The following is a 19994-nucleotide window of genomic DNA, read 5'->3' as shown; positions in this document are numbered from 1 at the left end:
ATCTTGTAATAAAAGAACCACAGAATGTTGTTTCATTCGAGAAAATGTTGATTCTATATGAGGTATTAAAATGCTTTCTGTAGTCACTGCCTCATGATCAAAGAAGCGATAAGCTGCTTTTGTTTCGTGCCATCCTCCACATGCTGCTGGAATACTTAGATTCGCTGAATTACCTAATTTATCAAATAAAGTAAGAAGCCGCGCGTGAAGTCTTTTGTCACCTGGCTTTACCGTTTTCATCTCTTCTGCTGCCCAACTCATATTTATCATCCTGATATACGGACGAGCAGTATACTATTATTGAATTGAATAACAGTAATTAATACTTATGGGTAATGATGTGCAAATCCGGGGGCACTTCACTCATCCACACAGCACTCTAACTCTTAATCTATAATTTTCAAAATTTCTAAATCCATAAGTCCGTCGTTGAATCAGCTTCATCTTGCGATGGAATCCTTCCGTAATGCCGTTGTTTTTAGTAAACCGCCACATTCTAACCACTTCTTCGCGCCATTGATAATGTCTGTTCACGAATTACAACAACGAACAATGGCTTATGCAAATGCATGTGATGACTTGGAGCTAAAAAAGTACTGTACAAATACAACAGTAAAATTGGCTAATTGCTTTGTTCAGCAAGCAAACATTCTTGCAAAACTACAAGAGGTTGGGGGGCAAAAAATAATAGTTGAAAGAGTAGAGGTGCATCAAGGTGGACAAGCAGTGGTGGGAAATGTTCAAGGGAGTATGGGCAATAGGGATAAAATATGAAAACAACCTCAAGAACCGAGAAAAAGAACTATGCGTTTGAATCTGCTCCTCGATGTGGGGCACGAACAAAAGGAAATGATGGTAAACCTTGCCGTTGCCCTGCTATTAGAGATAAAACTCGTTGCCGCGTTCATGGCGGAGCAAGAGGCTCTGGAGCTCCTGAATTAAATCAAAATGCATTAAAACATGGGAGAACCACAGCAGAGCATAAGATTTTTAGACAGGATATTAGATTAGCAATTCATCATAGTAAAATTCTTACTCAGAAGTTTAATTAGATAAATAAAAGCCGCTAGCGGCTAATTTACTTTACCTGCGGAATCGTGTAAATCCGCCTCAATATAACTGAAATCATCAACATGAAGAATACAATTATCGTAATAAATAAAGTAAGTGCACTATAATTATCTGCCGGAATTTTTGCTACAACAATAGTGAGAAATCCTCCTAGCAAGGTTAGTAAACCTAGAACCAATGAAGATGCAGCCCCGGCTCTATTAGGAAATAGAGTGAGGCAATTGCTAATGCAGTTAGGGAAAGCAATCCCTGAACCAAACATAAATAACACCATAGGAGAAATAAACATTGCTAAGGTATAATGATTAAAACACATAAAGAAAAAGGCTAAACTTATTCCCAATAATGCAAATAATACTCCTAAGTAAATAAGAGCATTTACTGAAATATAATTTATCGCAATCGCAGAAAAACCACTGCCTATAAAAATAGCCACAGAAGTAAATAAGACTAACCATCCAGTATCAAGTGGTGAGATTCCAAATAGTTGCTGTGCAACCAAAGGCATTTGAATAATATAAGAAACTTCACCCGCATAAAACAAAGTAGCAATGAACAAATTACAACAATACTCTTTATTTTTCAAACACAAAACATAAACCCTTAATAAGGTTTTGATACGAAATTTTTCAACTCCGGTACTCGTGTTCGTTTCGATAAAAAATGGTTTGACCATGCAAAACATTAATAAACCAGCAATAAATAAAAAACTAAAATTAGCCTGCCAGCCAATGTAGGTTTGTATTGCCCCTCCAATAACTGGAGCAATTACCGGCATTACCGCATAAACAGCAGATATAATGCTAATTGACTTGTTTAATTTTTTTCCTTCATAAAGATCACTAGCTATAGCCGATGCTATGCTTAATCCAAACCCCAATCCCAAACCTTGAATGAGTCTTCCTATAAGTAATAGGCAAGAGCTTTGCGAAAAAACAAGCAAAGAACTACCTATAATAAATATAAGCAACCCGTAGAGAATAGTTTGCTTCCTGCCAATACTATCTGAGAGAGGGCCATATATTAGTTGTGAGCAGCCAAGCATCATGATCATAATGGTCAAGGATAACTTAACCATTGTTTCATTCGTGTTTAAAGCTTCGCTAATCGCTGGCACTGAAGGTAAATAAATATCTGTACCCAATTGTACTAACATCAATAATAGAATCGACTGAACAAATAAAAATAATTTTGTGTTATCTGTCATAAATAACATGCTCACCTAACGACGTTTAAATGATTAATGAATCAATGATAAAAATTCCGCTCTAGTACATTGAGAATCTTTAAAGGCTCCCATCATAGTTGATGTTTTCATCAAAGAATTTTGTTTTTCAACTCCTCTCATCATCATACACAAATGTTTTGCTTCAATTACAACAGCAACGCCACGAGCCTCAGTAATTTTTAAAATTTCTTCTGCAATTTGTGTAGTCAAGTTTTCTTGGATTTGTAATCTTCTGGCATAGTAATCAACAATCCTAGCAATTTTTGATAATCCTAAAACTTTGCCATTAGGCAAATAGGCAACGTGACATTTTCCAATAAAAGGTAATAAATGATGCTCACATAGAGAGTACAGCTCTATATCTTTTACAATGACCATTTCATCATTAGTAGTTCCAAATATGGCACCATTTACAATATCTTCAATTGACTCATGGTAGCCTTTTGTTAAAAACCTAAATGCTTTTTCTGCACGTTCTGGTGTTTTTAGCAATCCTTCTCGCTGAATATTTTCTCCTGCCTCCGTAATAATTTTGGCAAAATGATCTTTCATGATAATACATCCTCACAATTTTAATTAATATTAATACTCTATTTGACCAAGGTTTGCATGCAATACAGACCCATTTACAACAGGATTATTTGCGGTAAACAAAACAATCTTGGCAATCTCAAGCGGTTCAATAAATCGACCATAACAAGATTTATTTATAATTGACTCAATATCATCTTTATTTTGAAGATGTTGGGTTAGCATTTCAGTACTTGTAAAACCTGGACATATACAAGCGGTGTGAATACCAGTTTTAACTAAATCTTGGCAAGTTACACGCATCATACTTATACTTGCATGCTTTGAAATTACATAAGAGGCAGCACCGTGTATTGCTTTTTCAGATAAAGTGGAGCCAATATAAATAATTGAAGATTCAACAATCATTTTTTCTAATAAATATTGATTAATAGCTAAGGGAAATATAAGGCTTATTTCAAGTACTTCTCTCAATTTTTGAATATCTAAAGACTGTAATGTATCTTGATTATAAAGGGCTGCATTATGTACAACACAAATAATAACTTTAGATTTAATTATCGAGTCAATTTGTTTTTTAATATCACTAACTACATCTGAACATGCCAGATCTGCAGAAATATTAATTACTTGTTCTAATTGACAAGGTGAACGAGAAATATTTATGACATTCCAATGATTTTCAATAAATAACTTCGCAGTTGCAAATCCTATACCCTTACTTGCACCGGTAATAATTAGATATTTCTTTTCCATTTGATCCCTCTTTGAGAAGAACTACTAAAAACCGATATTTCCATAGCAGTTATTGAGCAAGTATGTAATAGACTGGTTTTTGCTTTTATTTGCTCTAAAAACCACCTTGCTAGTGCTTCTATCGTAATATTTGCAATTGGTAGAATTACTACATCCTTATTGGGAAATCGCATTTCTTCAGAACCATACCAACAATAAACAGAAGAGCTATCTTGCTTTATCACCAAATATGGCGAGTTTTTGGGAAGTAATAACTTTTCATCAAGGAATGCACAAAGCTGTATAAATTTTTTTTAAAAATTTCGTAATCAAAAACTAAGTCATTTTCCTTTATTTTGGATTCAAGTAAGCATTCTACTTTAAAGTTATGCCCATGGATTGTTTCACGAGCATTTGCCGAAAATATCGTAAAGTGTCCTGCAGAAAACTTCATTAATGAAGAAGAAAGCAATATAGTTACGATTTGTTCATGATTATCCATTTTTTAATAAGTCTTCTATATAAGCTAAGATAATTTCAGGTTTTTCCAGCGCACCGACACCAAAATCACCCCCTGATAACATTTTGCATCGTGGAGGTATTTCACGAATACCCCAGCTGTGTAATTCAGTAAGCTGGCGCCTTGTCAGAGGGTGCTCCCACATGAAGCGATTCATCGAAGGAGCCACAATCAAAGACTTCTTGTTTAAAACCCAAGCCCTAGCGACAGTTAAAATCAAGTTATCCGCGATTCCTTGTGTCATCTTTGCTAAAGTGTTTGCAGACAAAGGTGCGATTAAAAATACATCGGCCCAATTTCTTAAAGATATATGTAACACTTCATCACCACGTTTTTTCCATGTATACCATTCACTATGATCATCAAAGACTGGCACAAGTGATTTCAACTCATTTAAATCAAAAAAATTTTCAGCTCGACTGCTAACCATTACTTTTACGTTAAATAGCGTAGTAAGTAATTGAATTAAATGAATCGTATCTTTTGCCCCGATCCCAGAACTTACTCCAAGTAAAATATTTTTTTTCATAATTCTAAAGGCTAACTTCTTGAGATACAGAAGGACTGCTATAAGTGTTTTTTTCTTTCTGCCAACCTCTTTGTGCTTTAATATTCACCGTTGCTCCATCAGGTAATTCGGATTCTACAATTACCATCGCATAACAAGGTTGTAGTTTGTCAAAGATATCATCAAGTATAGACCAAGCAGCGACTTCTAAAGAAATAGGAATGTTGATGTATTGATCAATATAAGTTTGCAATGAGTGAAATTCCAATAGAGAATCTTTCGGACAATAAATAAACTTCAGTTTTGCAGCATTAACCTCCGATACATCTTCTGATTCATTTGTTCTAAATGAAGGAAAATTAAAGCATATTTCATAAGCTCTTTGCCTTCTTTCCATTTTTATCTTGTTGGCTAATACTTTAAACTCAAACTCTACGTTCATAAATACTCCGATACAGATTACATCTAAGCTGCATTATTGCACTGCGTAGAGTTAATAGTTATCCGTACCAACTACGTATATTTTTTAATGCATTTTGTAATTTATTGTTTATTTTTGATTTATATTAATATTTTTAGAGATAAAAAATTACATTTTGTATGTGTGGGAAATTATTTTAGAATGTAAACAAGCTAAAATAAGATTTTAAAAAGAAAGCATTAAGTTTAGTAAAATAAGAAGTAAATTTTTTAATCTAATCATTCATTACAATAGATAATTGAGTTTTAAATATACTTTCTGGGATAGTATTTAAGAATCCTTCGGCAATTACTTTTGGTCAAAAAGAGACTTTAACTTTAAATCTATTTTACTCACGACGCTTCCTGCTTATTTATAGCTGTTGATAAAAACCCACAAAGAATAATACTTACGCATCTCATAATCTGTCAAACAATGCTTCAATTATTTGTTATAGTTACGCCTCTTAGTTATCAATAACTCCCGTGTTTTGCTAACTATAAATACTGATTGTCGATAAGCATTAAATTTTATTCAAGAGAGTCTTATGTCACAAATACCATCCAAAATAAACAAAAATGATTTAGATACGCCATGCTTAGTTATTGATAAAAGTGCATTGGAATTTAATTTAAATATCATGCGCCAACATTCGCACATGACTCAAGTAAACATTCGCCCCCACGTAAAAACGCACAAATGCTCTAAATTGGCTAAGCTGCAAATAGAATATGGCGCAGTAGGTATTAGTGCTGCGAAAATTTCGGAAGCGCAAGTCCTAATTGATTCAGGAATAAAGAATATTTTAATTACTTCACCCATTGTCACTAAAAATAAAATTGCATGCTTAATCACTTGTATACAAAAAGCGCCTGAAACCCTTGTGGTGGTAGATAATGAAAAAAATTTGCAGGATTTAAACGAAGCCGGTCAAACGATTCAGGCCAAAATCAATGTGTTAATTGACTTAGACCCCGGAATAGGTAGAACAGGCATAAAATCAGAAGATGCGCTAAATTTTGCTAATAAAATAGTATCATTACCATGGTTAAACCTTATGGGGATTCAGTGCTATGCGGGCAACCTTCAACATATATGTTCCTACGATGAAAGAAAGAATCGTTCATTAGCGGTCATGGAGATGGCAAGTGCTGTGGTGAAACAATTTAAAAAGTCTGGACTGCCTTGTTCAATCCTTACAGGTACAGGAACCGGCACTTACGATATCGATGTTGAAGCCTCGGAAGTCACAGAAATTCAACCTGGATCTTATACGGTTATGGATGTTGAATATGGCATAATCGGTTCTAAAACTGATAGTTCTTCATTCACTACATTTAAGCCTGCAATGACTCTTTTGACTACAGTCATTAGTAGTAATAGAAAGGAGCATGTCACCGTTGATAGCGGAACAAAATCCATTTATTTTGATACCCAGAATAAGCCTAAAATTATCAGTCACAAAGGGTTGCATTATGACTGGGGCGGATTTGGTGATGAACATGGAAAAATCACTGCCGAGAAGAATTGCAAACTGCCTAAAAGTGGCGAGGTTCTAGAGCTTATTGTTCCTCATTGTGATCCTACAATTAATCTTTATGATAAATTTTATATTGTAAATAATGGTATGGTTGAAGACATTTGGGAAATTGACCTGCGGGGTAAGTCACAATAAGTTGCATAAAGCATTGAGGAGTGGTGCAGGCACAGTTTCTCAATAAACATCTAAAAATATATCAATTTAAAATTGATTTCTTGGGACACTACGCCACAAATAATGGCAATAAATGATAACGACTAGCAACAATAAGCTTGTTAATAGATGATTGATTTCATTATTGTTATTTGTTGTAGCATACTGCGATTGATGGCTAAGGCGGCGACTGTTAATCATTAGGTCGGCGGTTCGAGCCCGTCCCGGGGAGCCAATAAAATCAAGTAGTTACGTGTTGAATTTTCAACATGTATTAAATGTGTATGGATGTGTTTAGCACGTTGGAGCTCATGTTGTTCGCTGGAAGGAATTTGAAAATGGCTCGTTTAAATCATTATTCCCTACTCTTAATTGGAATGTATGTTCTGGCCTATATTGTTATGCAATATGGAGCAAGCAATAACTGAACCGAAGGACTTAATGCATTACCTGTTATTATACTCGTTGTATTTTGGTCAGAGAAAATGACAAATTATTTAAACCACGAAAAAATCGCTCTGCTAAAATAATATTTTCGAGAGATATTTTTATTATCAATTATAGTTTTTTATTAGCTATTATTACGTCACTCATATTACAAATCAATAATATTGATGCCAAAGGTTGGTGACCTTTTATTATTATTGTTGGAGAGGTTTACGCCATTATAGTAGGGCTAATATTTGGCGTAGTCGCTAATTCAAATCCCGCTACAGGGGTTCGAATCCCCTTGGGGGACGCCATTGCTTTAAAGTCGTTCAAAAATAGTTCTTGTATTAAAACCAAATAGACGTTCGTGCATGCGATGCGCATATTCATCAGTCATATTTGCTATATAATCACAAATTACTCGATGAGCTGCTGCTTCATCATTGTCTGCGGCGAGAAATAAAAGACGATTTTTGGTATCTAATAAACTTGCAGGATTGGAGCTTATGGCTTCAAAAAGGCGCAGTACAACAGTTTGTCCACCGTATTCAAAAGTGCGTGCCTCTTGTGAATCGATTACATGTTTGTAAATACACTGCATCAGGTAATTAAGTAAGGTTGCCGCTTCGGGACGCAGGGTAATATTATGTCGCAGGAGACTGTTTTCAAAGCCTTCATGAGTCAGGGTAATATGAGTGCTGGTAATAAAATAATTAACTAATTCTCCTATGGCCTGCTTACGTTGATAGAGTTCCTGGCTAAATAGAGAGTCAAGAAGCTGATTTTGGTTTTTTGCTAAATTCGTTTCTGCAAGAAGTTCGCGAAAAACGGCATTATCCAGGTGAACACGATTGATTAAACGTAAATGAATAGCATCCTCAAGATCATGTACTCCATAGGCTATATCGTCAGCCGTATCCATAATGGAACAATCGAAACTATGATAAGCGGCCTGTCCATGCTGTTTAGCTTGAGGCGCTTTGCTTAGTGATTGAAACAGGATTTTATCTTGCTCGCTAAAGGAAGACAGAAGCCAGTCTACTTCAGCCTGTTCGCAATCAAAATAAGCTTTGGGAGGTAACCAATCATTAATACGAATAGTTTTATGCAACGTTTCAACCGTTTTTGGCAATTCGGTTGCAATGATCTGTGATCGTTTAACCGGATATTTGAGAATACCTAATAGCGCACGCCGTGTTAAATCAAGTCCATAAATCCCATAACTGTTTTCTACCTTAGTCAGCAGACGCAAGGTTTGTCCATTGCCTTCAAAACCGCCGTGATTTCTCATCATATAATTTAATGCCACTTCACCACCATGACCAAAAGGAGGGTGCCCTATATCGTGTAACAAACAAATTACTGAAATTAAATCATCATTGGGGAGTAAACCCGGTAAGATAGAGGGTGGTTGATTTATAGTCAGATTTCGTACAATACTTCGGCCTATAGAAGCAACCTCTAATGAATGGGTAAGTCGAGTACGATGAAAATCGCCTTCATCAGTACCTAAAATTTGTGTTTTTCGTTGTAAACGGCGAAAGGCAGGACAATGAATAACGCGGGTTCTGTCCCTTTCATAAGGATCGCGATGATCTTGATTACCTCGTTGATGAGTTTGCCCGGAGCGTCGGTGAGTCCACATAACTAATCACTCAATTAAAACCAATACTGTATGCGATACGCTGAATTAAAACAACTCAACAGATCTAAAGTTTTTTCAGATTAGGCAGATAACAATTGTAAGTCAGGGTAAACGTTAAAAATAAAGGCGCCACAATGAGAAACCTCCACTTTTTAACCCTTTGTCTTTGTGCGGCCAGTTTATCTTCCTGTAGTAGAGTGGCCCCTTATGATGAAAGATATATCAGTTATAAACCTTATGCTTACGAAAATACAAAGTTTGCTAATGAAAGAGATTATGAACGCTACATGGAACGTCATATGGAGCAAAAGGATTATTCCCGTTCGCCAATTGATATCACTTCTCCGGAATCTTATTATATGCATATCTATGGTTCGTCTACCTCCCGTAAGTCCACCTTATACAGACCTGTCTCCCATAAAGAGGTTGATGAGAGATGGGTGAGAGTGCAAAATCCCAATAGTTATACTATTGAAATTGCTAATGATGCAAAAGCATCGTGGGTGGCCAATAAACTTTATAGAATGCCGAAAAATAACCGTAGCGCGCAGATTAGATATTATCGTAATGGTAAGTCTTATTATTCGGGGTTGTATGGCAGTTACCTGAATTATGAAGAGGCACAAAGAGCATTCAACAATTTACCCCCGGATATGAAACAAGGAGCGGTAATAAAAAATTGGAATAATGTCCAGGGAAATATCAATATATCTTATTGATTTGCAGTAATGACAATATTTAATTTTACAATCCCCGCTGTATCCGTACGCTCACTGGTATATTGTTTAAGAGTAATCGCGTAATCTTTATTTAAATTCCATAACCAGAATAAGAAAGGGTTAAAAGGTACCCGTGCATAAGATAATTGGATATCCCCACTTCCCGTTTGCTCCAGTTGATACGGAAATTGTTTTAAATTATTTTGTGTTAATTGATTGCCAATTAAGGCGAGCAACCTGGTGTTTGTAATAGGTTGCGTTGTCTTTTCATTTTTAGATTGTTCACGAATTTGTTGCATCCAGAGAAGGGTTGCCTGTTTTTCTTTAAGCTGCGCTGATTTAAAGTGAACTGTATTAATGAGAGGATGATAAACCAAAAGATAAAATAAGTAGATTAGAACGCAAGCTATACCTATGCTCACTATTATGCGTTCCCGTTCATTCAGATTATTCCAATAGGTTATTATCACAAACTTAACTCCAATGTACTGACTACCTGTGCATCATGTGTGGAAGCTTGTGTTTGTTTGACTTTGACTTTAGCTTGCTGTAAGCGAGTTTGCAGTGCCTCCAAACTTTCAAAATTCTTCGTAGACAGCGTAACTAACAGGGTTTGATTTTGAAACCGTAATTGTTCAATGGTTACTGCCGCACTTTTAAAAACGTTAGATAACTTGTTAAGAAGCAGCCAAAAAAGGTCGCTGGTGTGATTTTGATTGGCTTTAATAAGTTGGCTGATGCGAAACTTAGGACTGATTACCTGTTGAGATTGCGGGAAAAATTCGCGGTAAATGATAGCGATCTCTGTATCTATAGCAGCAATCTGCTGATTAAGGACGTAAAGATTAGCTATATTAACGACAAGAAAACTTAATAACCAAAGCAAACTCATTCCAATAGCCGCCTGATACAAACGCTTCGTTTTTGTTTGCCCCTTACCCAATTGTAAATCACCCTGGCAAAGGTTTATTGGTTTTATCTGTTGCAAACGTTGAGCCAGCCAATGGCAGGAGGACTCGTGAATTTCAGTAGCTGATAATTCTCTTTTTACAGAGAAGGCTTTGTTACTATCCGGGAATACATAAAATGTGTGAGCTTCTTCCTCTTTTTCCCCATAAAAAGTACTTAGATCGAGACTTAGAGCGCCTTTGAACGCTTCGCTATTTACCAGTAAGCCAGTATCAAGGACAGCAGTTTCACTTATTTTAAGTGCAAACCAGTCAACGGTCAGGGTATTAAAATAAATCTCGTGACTTTTAAGTGTTTTTATTAGCTCTTGTAAATAAATTTTGTCACTTACCAGGACGAGATAATGGCCATTTTGATAGTAGTCGCGTGAAAAAGCAAAATGAAGGGTGTCAACACTTTGGGCAAGCTTGTCTTCCAGAGCATAAGGAATAGCTACACGTGCTTTTTTATCAGAGAGCCGTGCTAATTCGAGTTGATGGAAACTGAAATGTTTCCCTGAGATTACAATGATTGTTTGGCTATTGTTAGTCTGTAAGGCTATAATTTCAATAAAGCTACGCTGTGCCAGGGGCGCTATCAGTTTGCCTTGTTGATCCAAACATAAACTTAAGCATCCTTCTTCATTAAGATGTTGGGCAAAGAGAAAACAGGTGTCCACATTAACATCCTCCACCGGAGCTGTCACTGTCCTTCCTGAGTTGAGAAGTGATCTTTCTCCTCAACCTTTTAAGTTCCGAATGGTTTAAATTAATACCAGAGAGACTAATCATTCGGGACTCTGCGGATCACACATAAGCGTATTTCTTATGAGCTGATGATGTTGCCGCCCATTGGTTTTTCAACTGTAAGGACAATAAATAAACAGCCATTGCATACTGGGGACTGGAATTATAACGAGTAATGACATAAAAATTAGGATAAGCCAGCCAAAACTCTTGTCCGGTCTGAGTTGTCAGTTCGATCAAGCCAACACGAGAAGGTGTATTTGCTGCAGCAGTGAGTGGTTTAATCCCTGCAGCTTCCAATTGTTTTACTCGGTAAGCGGCTTGTTTATTGGTAGTGTTAATTCGTTTATAACTGCCTCCCTGTACCTGAGCTGGCTGCGCTATACCCTGATTCATTTGCCAGCCGTGTTTATGAAAGTAATTGGCAACACTGGCAATTACTGCGTCATCATCATTCATTAAATCTTTTTTAGGATTACCACTGAAATCTGCTGCATAATAGCGATAACTACTTGGCATAAATTGGGGTTTACCCATGGCACCCGCATAAGACCCCAAATATTGGGTGGGGGAAACCCGATGTTCACGACACAACAGCAAATATTCGCCTAGTTCTTTAGTAAAGAATGCTGAGCGCTTGGGATAGTTAAAAGCAAGAGTCGACAAGGCGTCCAGAACGCGATAATTCCCTTGATGTTTACCATAAAGTGTTTCAACACCAATAATGGCAACGATAATATTAGCGGGCACACCGTATTGTTTTTCAGCTTTCTCCAGAGTAGATCGGTTTGCTTGCCAAAATTCCATTCCTGCCTGAACTCGTTGAGGCGTTAAAAATAACTGCTTATAAACATCCCAGTTTTTTTTCTCATAAGGCTTATTCATTGATTCAATGATTTGGGGTTGTAATTGAACATTACTCATGACGTCAGAAAGCTCTTTTTTGTTAAATCCATGCCGTTTAACCATAAAATTGATAAATTGCTGCACGTCTTTACGCTGAGTAAATGCAAGGTCTGCATAAGAGGAATAAGAATTGAACAGGATCAAGAGGCTGAAGCAGAAAGTGATTAGCCGTCGCATGGATTATCCTTCTCTAGGAATTCAAAAAATTTCATTGTAGTAAAAAAATAAATCAGCAGCAAATTTTTTCGTATCTGATCAATAGACCTGCGCAGTTTTTGCAGGGGTTATTCATCTTCTCCCATAATTAAGCTAGAATAGCGCAATTTACCACTAGGTTTTTTCCGTTGACTGATCTAACACAAATCCGCAATTTTTCTATTATTGCCCATATCGATCATGGAAAATCGACTCTCGCAGACCGTTTTATTCAAATCTGTGGCGGCTTATCTGACAGAGAAATGTCAGCACAAGTGCTTGATTCCATGGACATTGAGCGAGAACGGGGAATTACCATTAAAGCCCAGAGCGTTTCTCTCAATTACAAAGCGCGCAACGGTAAAACTTATTTGTTGAATTTTATTGATACACCCGGTCACGTCGATTTTAGTTATGAGGTTTCACGCTCACTGGCTGCTTGTGAAGGCGCTATTTTAGTGGTCGATGCAGCTCAGGGAGTTGAGGCACAGACTGTCGCGGTCTGTTATACGGCTATCGATCAATCATTGGAAATATTGACTGTTTTAAATAAGATTGATTTGCCGCAGGCTGAGCCTGAGCGAGTGATTGCCGAAATTGAAGATATTATTGGTCTTGAAGCGCATGATGCAATTCGTGCCAGTGCCAAGAGCGGACTTGGTGTTGAAGATGTTCTTGAAGCGCTGGTAGAGAAAATTCCACCACCTCAGGGGGATGTTGAGGCTCCCTTGCAGGCTCTCATCATTGACTCCTGGTTTGATAGTTATTTAGGCGTGGTTTCTTTGGTACGCATTGCCAATGGCAGTTTGCGAAAAGGGGACAAAATGCGTGTGATGTCAACTGGTCGTACCTATGAAGTTGATCAAGTAGGTATTTTTACACCCAAACGCACGAAACTTGATGTCTTGCAAGCTGGGGAAGTAGGTTATGTTGTCGCAGGCATAAAGGAAATTCAGGGTGCTCCGGTAGGAGACACCTTAACGCTTGAAAAAAATCAGGCATCGGCTCCTTTACCAGGATTTCAACGGGTTAAACCACAAGTCTATGCCGGACTTTTTCCTATTAGTGCGGATGATTTTGAAGCGTTTCGAGAAGCTTTGGCAAAATTAAGCCTTAACGATGCTTCATTATTTTACGAACCCGAATCCTCTGAGGCTTTGGGTTTTGGTTTTCGTTGTGGTTTTCTTGGCATGTTGCACATGGAAATCATTCAGGAGCGGCTTGAGCGGGAATACAATCTGGATTTAATTTCTACAGCACCCACTGTAGTTTATCAGGTCGTTACCACCAAGGGTGAAACGGTTATGATTGATAATCCTTCTCAATTGCCGCCTACCCAGCAAATAAAACAGATGTTTGAGCCGATTGTGCGAGCGAATATCCTTGTTCCGCAAGATTATTTAGGCTCAATTATCAGTTTATGTATAGAGCGTCGCGGCGTACAGGTTAACATGATGTATAGTGGCCGTCAGGTTTCTGTAAGTTATGATTTACCCATGAGCGAAGTGGTTTCCGATTTTTTTGATAAATTAAAATCAGTCAGCCGCGGTTATGCTTCACTCGACTATAATTTTGTACGTTTTCAGGAAGCTGATTTGGTAAAAATGGATGTATTAATTAATAGCGAGCGGGTAGATGCTTTAGCTGTTATTGTGCATAGAGATTCAGCCTATAGTCGGGGTAAAGCGCTGGCTGACAAGATGCGAGAACTGATTCCACGCCAGATGTTTGATGTGGCCATTCAGGCGGCTTTGGGCAATCATATTATTGCCCGGCAAACCGTGAAAGCGCTACGTAAAAATGTGACTGCAAAATGTTATGGCGGAGATGTCACGCGTAAACGTAAGTTACTGGAAAAACAAAAAGCAGGAAAAAAACGTATGAAACAGGTGGGCCATGTAGAAATCCCACAAGAAGCATTTATGGCCGTTTTTCAAACCGATAGAAAAAAATAGAGTTGTAAAATAGAGTCTTTTTTCTAAAGCTGTAAGCAGAAATATCAGCCAATTTTTAAAATTGGGACCGGTTTCTGTGCAATAGAATAGTAATAAGGAAAAATTAAGCATGAATTTTGCTCTGTTGTTAGTTGTTCTTTCTTTGGTAAGTGGAGTTATTTATTTATTCGATGTGCTTTTTTGGGCAAAAAAACGTACCCCAGAGCAAAAACCGGGGAAAATTATTGAATATTCACGTTCTTTTTTCCCCGTTTTTTTTCTTGTTTTATTATTACGCTCTTTTTTGATTGAGCCTTTTCGTATTCCTTCGGGTTCTCTCGAACCTACTTTATTGGTAGGCGATTTTGTTGCTGTCAATAAGTTTGCTTATGGACTCAGATTACCTGTCTGGGAAAAGAAAATTATTCCTGTTGCTAATCCAAAAACCGGGGAGATTGCTGTTTTTCGCTGGCCGCCCGATCCGGGCTATGATTATATTAAACGCGTTATCGGTGTGCCTGGCGATAAAGTGAGTTATCATAACAAGGTTTTAACGATTAATGGTAAAGAAATGAAGCAGAATTTTCTCGAATATACTATTGATGAAAGTTCAGGCAGGGCAGTTGCTAAATACCGAGAAAATTTAAATGGAATAGAACATGACATTTATATTCGTCCAGATGTTCCCGCCGAAAATTTTGACATTGAGGTACCTCAAGGCCATTATTTCATGATGGGAGATAATCGTGATGATAGTGCGGATAGTCGTTATTGGGGTTTTACCGCTGATAAATATTTACGTGGAAAAGCGTTTTTAGTATGGATGAGCTGGGACGGCAAAACGGATAGGTTACGTTGGTCGAAAATAGGTCGACTGATTAAGTAGACTAAGCTATATGTTTTTAAGAGGTAAAGTTTGGTTCAGATCAATTTACAACGCCTGAGTAGACAACTGGGTTATGAATTTAAAAACCTTGCTCTTTTAAAGCAGGCTCTTACCCATCGGAGTGCGGGTAGTGAAAATAACGAGCGCTTTGAATTTCTAGGCGATGCAATCTTAAGTTTTGTTATTGCTAATACTTTATTCGAAATGTTCCCACAGCAAAGTGAAGGACAATTAAGCCGCTTGCGTGCTCTTTTAGTAAAAGGGGACATGCTGGCAGAAATTGCTACCGAAATTGGATTGGGTGATTATTTATACCTTGGTCAGGGCGAATTAAAAAGCGGTGGTTTTCGTCGTACTTCCATTCTGGCTGACGCTTTGGAAGCGATCATTGCGGCTGTTTTTCTGGATGATGGTTTTCCTGCAAGTCAAAAACTTATACTTAAATTATACAACTCGCGTTTAAATGATGAAAATTTAGGTAACAGTACAAAAGATGCGAAAACGCAATTACAGGAGTATTTACAAGCAAAAAAACAACCCTTACCTGACTACAGTTTAACTAAAGTAGAAGGGGAAGAGCATGAGCAAATTTTTTATGTAACCTGTAAGATAAGTGGTAATAAAAAAATGGCAACTGGCTATGGCACTAGCCGACGTAAAGCGGAACAGCATGCAGCCACCCAGATGTTACAAGCCTTGAAAAAAAATCTATATAGCGGCTGACTTCTTTTATAGAATAACCTGCTTTAAGAGGAGACACACCACTCACGGGTAAATCTGATTTTGAGAAGGATCGCTTTCCTTTTCTATTTCTTCAAGGCTGTACTTTTCTTCATCAATTCGATTGAACGAACCGTCTGAAGACTTCACATATCCCAGTGCACCCCATTTGTTTTCATCAATAGGAGTAGGTGTGAAAAAACTTATTGTTTGTCTTCTAATAACCTTGGCTTTATGAGGGTTGTCTTCTTCTACCAGCCACTCCTCTTTGTTAGATACCCTTGTTGCATGATAAACCTCTGAGGGAATTTCTTTTATTACCACACTAATAGGTTTGCCCGTCATCAATCGCTGAGAGAGTAAATAGGTATTTGTTTCATTTACCTTATTGATATCCCTGATCGATCTATCCTGAAAAGACAATTTATATTTTTTCTCGATGGGAACAGGATTTCTCTGGGGAGGGGTAACCTTCGATACTGCTTTTAATTTATCTAACCGTGTGTCGTCATCAAAGTCATCTATTCGAGCCTGAGGAAATTTACTTTGCACATACAAGCTGGTTGGTTTATGAATATCGCTTCTTGTTAACTCAAGAATGTTTTTAAATGTTATCCACTCTTTTCCGGAACGCTGTTGGTTAGCAATATGGCTGACATGGCGTGAAATCTGGTCAATCAAAATATCAAGAGATTGTTTTTTACTCGCATTAATAACATTGAGAATTTTTTGACTTATCTTAATACTGATTTCGGTAGATTGTAATTTATTATCCACAACAAATTGGCGTAATTCTTCATGAATGATACGATGTATGGTATTTTGATTTTTATCATACACCACCTTTTTAAGTTGCCGAGTTAAATCACACAGAAGAGAGTTAAATTCTTCTTGCTCAATGTTTTTAGTAGTCAGTTCTTGAATATATAAATTTAACACCTCCTGGATGCGAAGTAAGGTATCAGGATCATTAATAATAGTCTGAATTTGTAAACGTAAATTTTCCTGAATAGATGAGACTTGCTCTTTATCGGCATGAAGAAGCTGTTTAGTAGCATGATCTATTATCTCATAGAGCGTTTGTCTATTTCCAAGCTGGTGCTCTTTTGCTTGTTTTTTTTGTTTTTCCCTATTCTCATCAGGTGGTTTATGCCCAACAAGGTTTTCCATTTTCTGTTGCAATTTATTCTTTAATGAGTTGACAAGATTATAATACTGTTGACAAGCAGTAGCATTCCAGTTTGAGGAAATGTTTTCAATTGTATTCGTGTCATTTTTAGTAAGAGATTGGTCTGTACTATCGAGAGCGGTTTGAATCTTTCGCAACTGCTCTTTTATTTTTAGAATTTCACTTTCGTCGGTTGTCATTTTTAATTGATCATCTAACTCTTTAAAAATGTTCTCTAATGTAATTTTTAATTGTTCATTTATCCCTTTAAGCGTTTTCTTTAAATAGGACATTTCGGAGCTTGCCTTTAAAGACGCTTGCACTGTTGCAGGTAAATACGTAAAGACAGGATCATAAGTCAGGTTGCGAATTTGTTGATCAATGGAGAAGGAAATATCTTCGAATTTTAAATGAGTGTTTGTTAATGTTTGAATCGTGTCGTTCAAAATATCCATTACGTTTATATTGGACAGGCGCTGTGTTAGTGTAGTTTGATCTTTTTCGGTGTGCAAAGACCACTCATTATTTGAAAAAGGTTGCAGTGGATCACTCCCTGCATTAAATAATTTCAATGCATAAACCATTGTTGGATGGTTATTATAACCTTGATTTTCGTTGAAAAAGAGGTCGTGGGTCAGGAGTCTACCTAAAGGAGTGACTCCTTTTTTGTTAGACCAATTTAAAGCGGTATGGTTTTTCTCGGTTCTTTTTAACAAATCTTCAAGTAATTTCTCATGATACCAAATACCACGGGCATAATAAGCATTAACGCCCATATGTAGAGCGTTATTGCCTTCATTATCATTGTTATTTAAATCCAAATGAGGTGCAAAAGCAAGTATACGGCCAGTAATGGGGTCAAAATATCCAGATTTGACGTAAACATGGAGTAAAGTGTCGCCGTTTTCATCTTTTTTATTGATTAAATGAGGATTATTAGCTAAAGCCAGGAACAACTCATAGCTATTTTGATGATCAAGTAATTTTTTAAAATATTCAGATTTGGTTTTTGTTTTAGGAATAAAGTCAATTCCAGGTAGAGAAAGTTTACCTAAAATATGGAGTTGCCAAAGTATGTCAATGGTATTTCTATTTTGAACAAGTAATTCAGCTAAATGGTATTCTTTTTCTTTATAGTTAATAACAGCTTGAATGAGCTCCATGTTGTTATTCGGGGCTAGCTGAACGAAGCAGTTGCAAATGAATTGGGGATCTAAATTCAGTGCAAAGGTTTTTTCAACCGCTTTTTTAATTAATAGGCTATCATTTTTTTGTATAATTTGTGCGAATGCATTACTAGCCACATAAAATTGTTCGATGTGTTTGGCATAATTCAAGATTTGAGTATAGACGGAAAGGATTTGTTGTGAAGTACCCTTTTTTGCCAGTTCTGAAAAAGCCTTTTGTATTACAGCATTGAAGCGAGCATTGAATCTTTGTCCGCAAAGAGAAGTAAGAAGTTTATCAAGGGGAGTGATTCCTTTGCTATTCGGTGCATGAAATGTGTCATAATTTATATTTTCTCTTTTTAATAATGCGTTAAATAAAGGCGTGTCAATTCCTATATGTAAGGCATTATTACCTTCATTATCGGTGAGGCTCAAATCTAAATGAGGTGCAAAGGCAAGTAAATGGAGAGATACTTTTTCAAAATGTCTCATCTTGGTATAAACATGTAAGAGCGTATCGCCCTGGTTGTCTTTCTCAGTGGTTAATTCCGGATGATGAGCTAACACTAAAAATAATTCATAATTATTCTCACCATTGAGTAACTCCTGGATAGAGCGAATTGATGGTCTGGAAAGTGAAAGTTTATTCGAGGCTTGGAGTTGCCAGAGTGCTTCGATACTGTCGCTGTGTCTGGAAAGTAACTCAGCTAGAGAATATTCTCTATCTGTAAGCACAATTCTGTTATCAGACTGCTCTATGAGGTCAGCCTTGCCCTCTTTAACCAATTGCACACAACCGTTGCGAATAATTGCTTCGTTTTGATAAGCAATAGATTGTTTGAAGGCTTGTTTAATCAGACTATTGTTCTTTGTTTTTATAATATTTTCAAAGATATCGTTCACAATATAAAATCTATCAGGATTCTTAATGGAAGCCAGAATGGAATCATAGGCGTCAAGAACTTGTGCTGCATTGCTGTTCGTTAATAAGGATGAAAAAGCAAATCGAACCTCATCATAAAATTCCTTGTTAAGCAACGTCTGAAAGAATAAGCTAATCTCGTCCGTCGTATTGTTTTCCAGAGTGTGTAATAGTTCTCTTAGTTCGGCAGAATAGGTTTCAAAATTGTCTTCGGTGTTAATTTTTTCAATAATCTGCTGAATAGTCATAATAATTCCTTTTAAATCTAATTTAAATTGAGCGCCTTTGTACTGGACAAGTTTTCTCTTTCCCGCATAGGCGCTAAGTGATCCTCTCATTTTTTTGTGTAATTGATGTTTAGTCTATTTGAAATTATTTTAACCACCTATGATTTTATTTTTGTCGCGAAGGCGAGGATGGATCTGTCTTTCAATCAGAATAACCGTAATTTGAGAAATAGATTCCCGTTTTCACGGGAATGACTTAAAAATAATTGAAAAAGGTATTTAACAATAACACAAAAAAATGAGAGGATCACTTAGCGCATAGGCGGGAATCTATTCATCACATTACTTTTTCATTTTGTTTGTGAGGTGGTTCGCCTTCGCGGGAACAGGGTATTTGTCTGGCACAAAGACAAATCATTAGAGTTCTTGCATAACCTGCATCTTTTCCTTTATTGCCGCGTTACAAGCGTTCTCCGGTGCTCATTGCTCACCTATAAACTCCGCCCCTCGAACGTTTTGTGCCTTGCACTAAAGCAAAATCTACAGGTTATGCAAGAACTCTATTGAAAGAATCCAGAAGTAAATTAATTGAATTATTTTTTATTGTCTATCTCTGTCTATTCTTTTAGAATAA

19 protein-coding genes and 1 pseudogene are annotated in these 19994 nt (G+C 36.9%); 7 read left to right on the top strand and 13 right to left on the bottom strand.

What is annotated here, in order from left to right; genetic code table 11:
* Together T345_RS0107055 and T345_RS14780 are read right to left on the bottom strand one after the other, a co-directional pair.
* A partial coding sequence (locus T345_RS0107055; RefSeq protein WP_028388727.1) for an IS4/Tn5 family transposase DNA-binding protein occupies nt 1-261 on the bottom strand: 261 nt, incomplete at its 3' end.
* Nucleotides 262-363: 102 nt separating this feature from the next.
* Nucleotides 364-522 (bottom strand): annotated as a pseudogene (locus T345_RS14780) (transposase); the annotation flags it as partial.
* A gap of 30 nt (nt 523-552) precedes the next feature.
* On the opposite strand from T345_RS14780, the gene T345_RS15015 reads away from it, so the two are divergent.
* Together T345_RS15015 and T345_RS0107045 are read left to right on the top strand one after the other, a co-directional pair.
* A complete protein-coding gene (locus T345_RS15015) occupies nt 553-774 on the top strand; it encodes a hypothetical protein (RefSeq protein ID WP_207385055.1) in 222 nt (73 codons plus the stop codon).
* Nucleotides 771-1052 (top strand): HGGxSTG domain-containing protein, encoded by a 282-nt coding sequence (locus T345_RS0107045; RefSeq protein WP_028388726.1) that lies wholly within the window; start codon nt 771-773, stop codon nt 1050-1052. The genes T345_RS15015 and T345_RS0107045 overlap by 4 nt, the downstream gene beginning before the upstream one ends.
* Before the next feature lie 26 nt (nt 1053-1078).
* On the opposite strand, the gene T345_RS0107040 is transcribed toward T345_RS0107045, so the two are convergent.
* The 6 genes from T345_RS0107040 to T345_RS0107015 all read right to left on the bottom strand — a co-directional run bounded on the left by T345_RS0107040 (nt 1079) and on the right by T345_RS0107015 (nt 5035).
* Nucleotides 1079-2278, bottom strand: a complete 1200-nt coding sequence (locus tag T345_RS0107040) for a multidrug effflux MFS transporter (protein ID WP_169733782.1) — start codon at nt 2276-2278, stop codon at nt 1079-1081.
* Nucleotides 2279-2311: 33 nt separating this feature from the next.
* Nucleotides 2312-2851, bottom strand: a complete 540-nt coding sequence (gene folE, locus T345_RS0107035) for a GTP cyclohydrolase I FolE (RefSeq protein ID WP_028388724.1) — start codon at nt 2849-2851, stop codon at nt 2312-2314.
* Between the two features lie 30 nt (nt 2852-2881).
* Nucleotides 2882-3586: an SDR family NAD(P)-dependent oxidoreductase gene (locus tag T345_RS0107030; protein WP_028388723.1), complete on the bottom strand. Its 705-nt coding sequence runs from the start codon at nt 3584-3586 to the stop codon at nt 2882-2884.
* A gap of 220 nt (nt 3587-3806) precedes the next feature.
* A complete protein-coding gene (locus T345_RS14550) occupies nt 3807-4067 on the bottom strand; it encodes a 6-carboxytetrahydropterin synthase (RefSeq protein WP_051555179.1) in 261 nt (86 codons plus the stop codon).
* Nucleotides 4060-4614, bottom strand: a complete 555-nt coding sequence (locus T345_RS0107020) for a flavoprotein (RefSeq protein ID WP_028388722.1) — start codon at nt 4612-4614, stop codon at nt 4060-4062. Before T345_RS0107020 ends, T345_RS14550 begins: the two co-directional genes overlap by 8 nt.
* Before the next feature lie 4 nt (nt 4615-4618).
* Nucleotides 4619-5035: a tunnelling fold family protein gene (locus T345_RS0107015; protein ID WP_028388721.1), complete on the bottom strand. Its 417-nt coding sequence runs from the start codon at nt 5033-5035 to the stop codon at nt 4619-4621.
* A 565-nt stretch (nt 5036-5600) separates the two neighbouring features.
* Between T345_RS0107015 and T345_RS0107010 the strand changes: the two genes are divergently transcribed.
* Nucleotides 5601-6728 carry a DSD1 family PLP-dependent enzyme gene (locus T345_RS0107010; RefSeq protein ID WP_028388720.1) on the top strand — a complete coding sequence of 376 codons (1128 nt, stop codon included), beginning with the start codon at nt 5601-5603 and terminating at the stop codon, nt 6726-6728.
* 766 nt (nt 6729-7494) lie between these two features.
* Here the strand turns inward: T345_RS0107010 and T345_RS0107000 are convergent.
* Nucleotides 7495-8820, bottom strand: a complete 1326-nt coding sequence (locus tag T345_RS0107000; RefSeq protein WP_028388719.1) for an anti-phage deoxyguanosine triphosphatase — start codon at nt 8818-8820, stop codon at nt 7495-7497.
* 134 nt (nt 8821-8954) lie between these two features.
* Between T345_RS0107000 and T345_RS0106995 the strand changes: the two genes are divergently transcribed.
* On the top strand, nt 8955-9539 hold the full coding sequence (locus tag T345_RS0106995) for an SPOR domain-containing protein (protein WP_028388718.1): 585 nt from the start codon (nt 8955-8957) through the stop codon (nt 9537-9539).
* Here T345_RS0106995 and gspM read toward each other — a convergent pair.
* The 3 genes from gspM to mltB all read right to left on the bottom strand — a co-directional run bounded on the left by gspM (nt 9533) and on the right by mltB (nt 12316).
* Nucleotides 9533-10009: a type II secretion system protein GspM gene (gene gspM, locus T345_RS0106990; RefSeq protein ID WP_242604586.1), complete on the bottom strand. Its 477-nt coding sequence runs from the start codon at nt 10007-10009 to the stop codon at nt 9533-9535. The two genes, T345_RS0106995 and gspM, sit on opposite strands and share 7 nt — an antisense overlap.
* Nucleotides 10006-11193 carry a type II secretion system protein GspL gene (gene gspL / locus T345_RS0106985; protein ID WP_051555178.1) on the bottom strand — a complete coding sequence of 396 codons (1188 nt, stop codon included), beginning with the start codon at nt 11191-11193 and terminating at the stop codon, nt 10006-10008. Before gspL ends, gspM begins: the two co-directional genes overlap by 4 nt.
* A gap of 100 nt (nt 11194-11293) precedes the next feature.
* Entirely contained in the window at nt 11294-12316 is a 1023-nt protein-coding gene (gene mltB, locus T345_RS0106980) for a lytic murein transglycosylase B (protein ID WP_028388715.1), read from the bottom strand.
* Nucleotides 12317-12483: 167 nt separating this feature from the next.
* On the opposite strand from mltB, the gene lepA reads away from it, so the two are divergent.
* The 3 genes from lepA to rnc all read left to right on the top strand — a co-directional run bounded on the left by lepA (nt 12484) and on the right by rnc (nt 15877).
* Nucleotides 12484-14289: a translation elongation factor 4 gene (lepA, locus tag T345_RS0106975; RefSeq protein ID WP_028388714.1), complete on the top strand. Its 1806-nt coding sequence runs from the start codon at nt 12484-12486 to the stop codon at nt 14287-14289.
* Between the two features lie 109 nt (nt 14290-14398).
* A complete protein-coding gene (gene lepB / locus T345_RS0106970) occupies nt 14399-15154 on the top strand; it encodes a signal peptidase I (RefSeq protein ID WP_028388713.1) in 756 nt (251 codons plus the stop codon).
* Nucleotides 15155-15184: 30 nt separating this feature from the next.
* A complete protein-coding gene (gene rnc / locus T345_RS0106965) occupies nt 15185-15877 on the top strand; it encodes a ribonuclease III (protein ID WP_028388712.1) in 693 nt (230 codons plus the stop codon).
* Nucleotides 15878-15919: 42 nt separating this feature from the next.
* Here rnc and T345_RS0106960 read toward each other — a convergent pair whose 3' ends face one another.
* On the bottom strand, nt 15920-19381 hold the full coding sequence (locus tag T345_RS0106960; protein ID WP_028388711.1) for a hypothetical protein: 3462 nt from the start codon (nt 19379-19381) through the stop codon (nt 15920-15922).
* Nucleotides 19382-19994 lie beyond the last annotated feature (613 nt).

This window comes from Legionella fairfieldensis ATCC 49588 (genome assembly GCF_000621525.1).
Lineage (GTDB): Bacteria > Pseudomonadota > Gammaproteobacteria > Legionellales > Legionellaceae > Tatlockia > Tatlockia fairfieldensis.
This window is presented reverse-complemented; position numbering and strand designations above follow the sequence as displayed.

Bases quoted from the DNA above. Each gene is read 5' to 3' on its own strand.
- T345_RS15015 (WP_207385055.1), top strand. From the start codon at position 553: ATGGCTTATGCAAATGCATGTGATGACTTGGAGCTAAAAAAGTACTGT.
- T345_RS0107045 (WP_028388726.1), top strand. From the start codon at position 771: ATGAAAACAACCTCAAGAACCGAGAAAAAGAACTATGCGTTTGAATCT.
- T345_RS0107040 (WP_169733782.1), bottom strand. From the start codon at position 2,278: ATGACAGATAACACAAAATTATTTTTATTTGTTCAGTCGATTCTATTA.
- folE (WP_028388724.1), bottom strand. From the start codon at position 2,851: ATGAAAGATCATTTTGCCAAAATTATTACGGAGGCAGGAGAAAATATT.
- T345_RS0107030 (WP_028388723.1), bottom strand. From the start codon at position 3,586: ATGGAAAAGAAATATCTAATTATTACCGGTGCAAGTAAGGGTATAGGA.
- T345_RS14550 (WP_051555179.1), bottom strand. From the start codon at position 4,067: ATGGATAATCATGAACAAATCGTAACTATATTGCTTTCTTCTTCATTA.
- T345_RS0107020 (WP_028388722.1), bottom strand. From the start codon at position 4,614: ATGAAAAAAAATATTTTACTTGGAGTAAGTTCTGGGATCGGGGCAAAA.
- T345_RS0107015 (WP_028388721.1), bottom strand. From the start codon at position 5,035: ATGAACGTAGAGTTTGAGTTTAAAGTATTAGCCAACAAGATAAAAATG.
- T345_RS0107010 (WP_028388720.1), top strand. From the start codon at position 5,601: ATGTCACAAATACCATCCAAAATAAACAAAAATGATTTAGATACGCCA.
- T345_RS0107000 (WP_028388719.1), bottom strand. From the start codon at position 8,820: ATGTGGACTCACCGACGCTCCGGGCAAACTCATCAACGAGGTAATCAA.
- T345_RS0106995 (WP_028388718.1), top strand. From the start codon at position 8,955: ATGAGAAACCTCCACTTTTTAACCCTTTGTCTTTGTGCGGCCAGTTTA.
- mltB (WP_028388715.1), bottom strand. From the start codon at position 12,316: ATGCGACGGCTAATCACTTTCTGCTTCAGCCTCTTGATCCTGTTCAAT.
- lepB (WP_028388713.1), top strand. From the start codon at position 14,399: ATGAATTTTGCTCTGTTGTTAGTTGTTCTTTCTTTGGTAAGTGGAGTT.
- T345_RS0106960 (WP_028388711.1), bottom strand. From the start codon at position 19,381: ATGACTATTCAGCAGATTATTGAAAAAATTAACACCGAAGACAATTTT.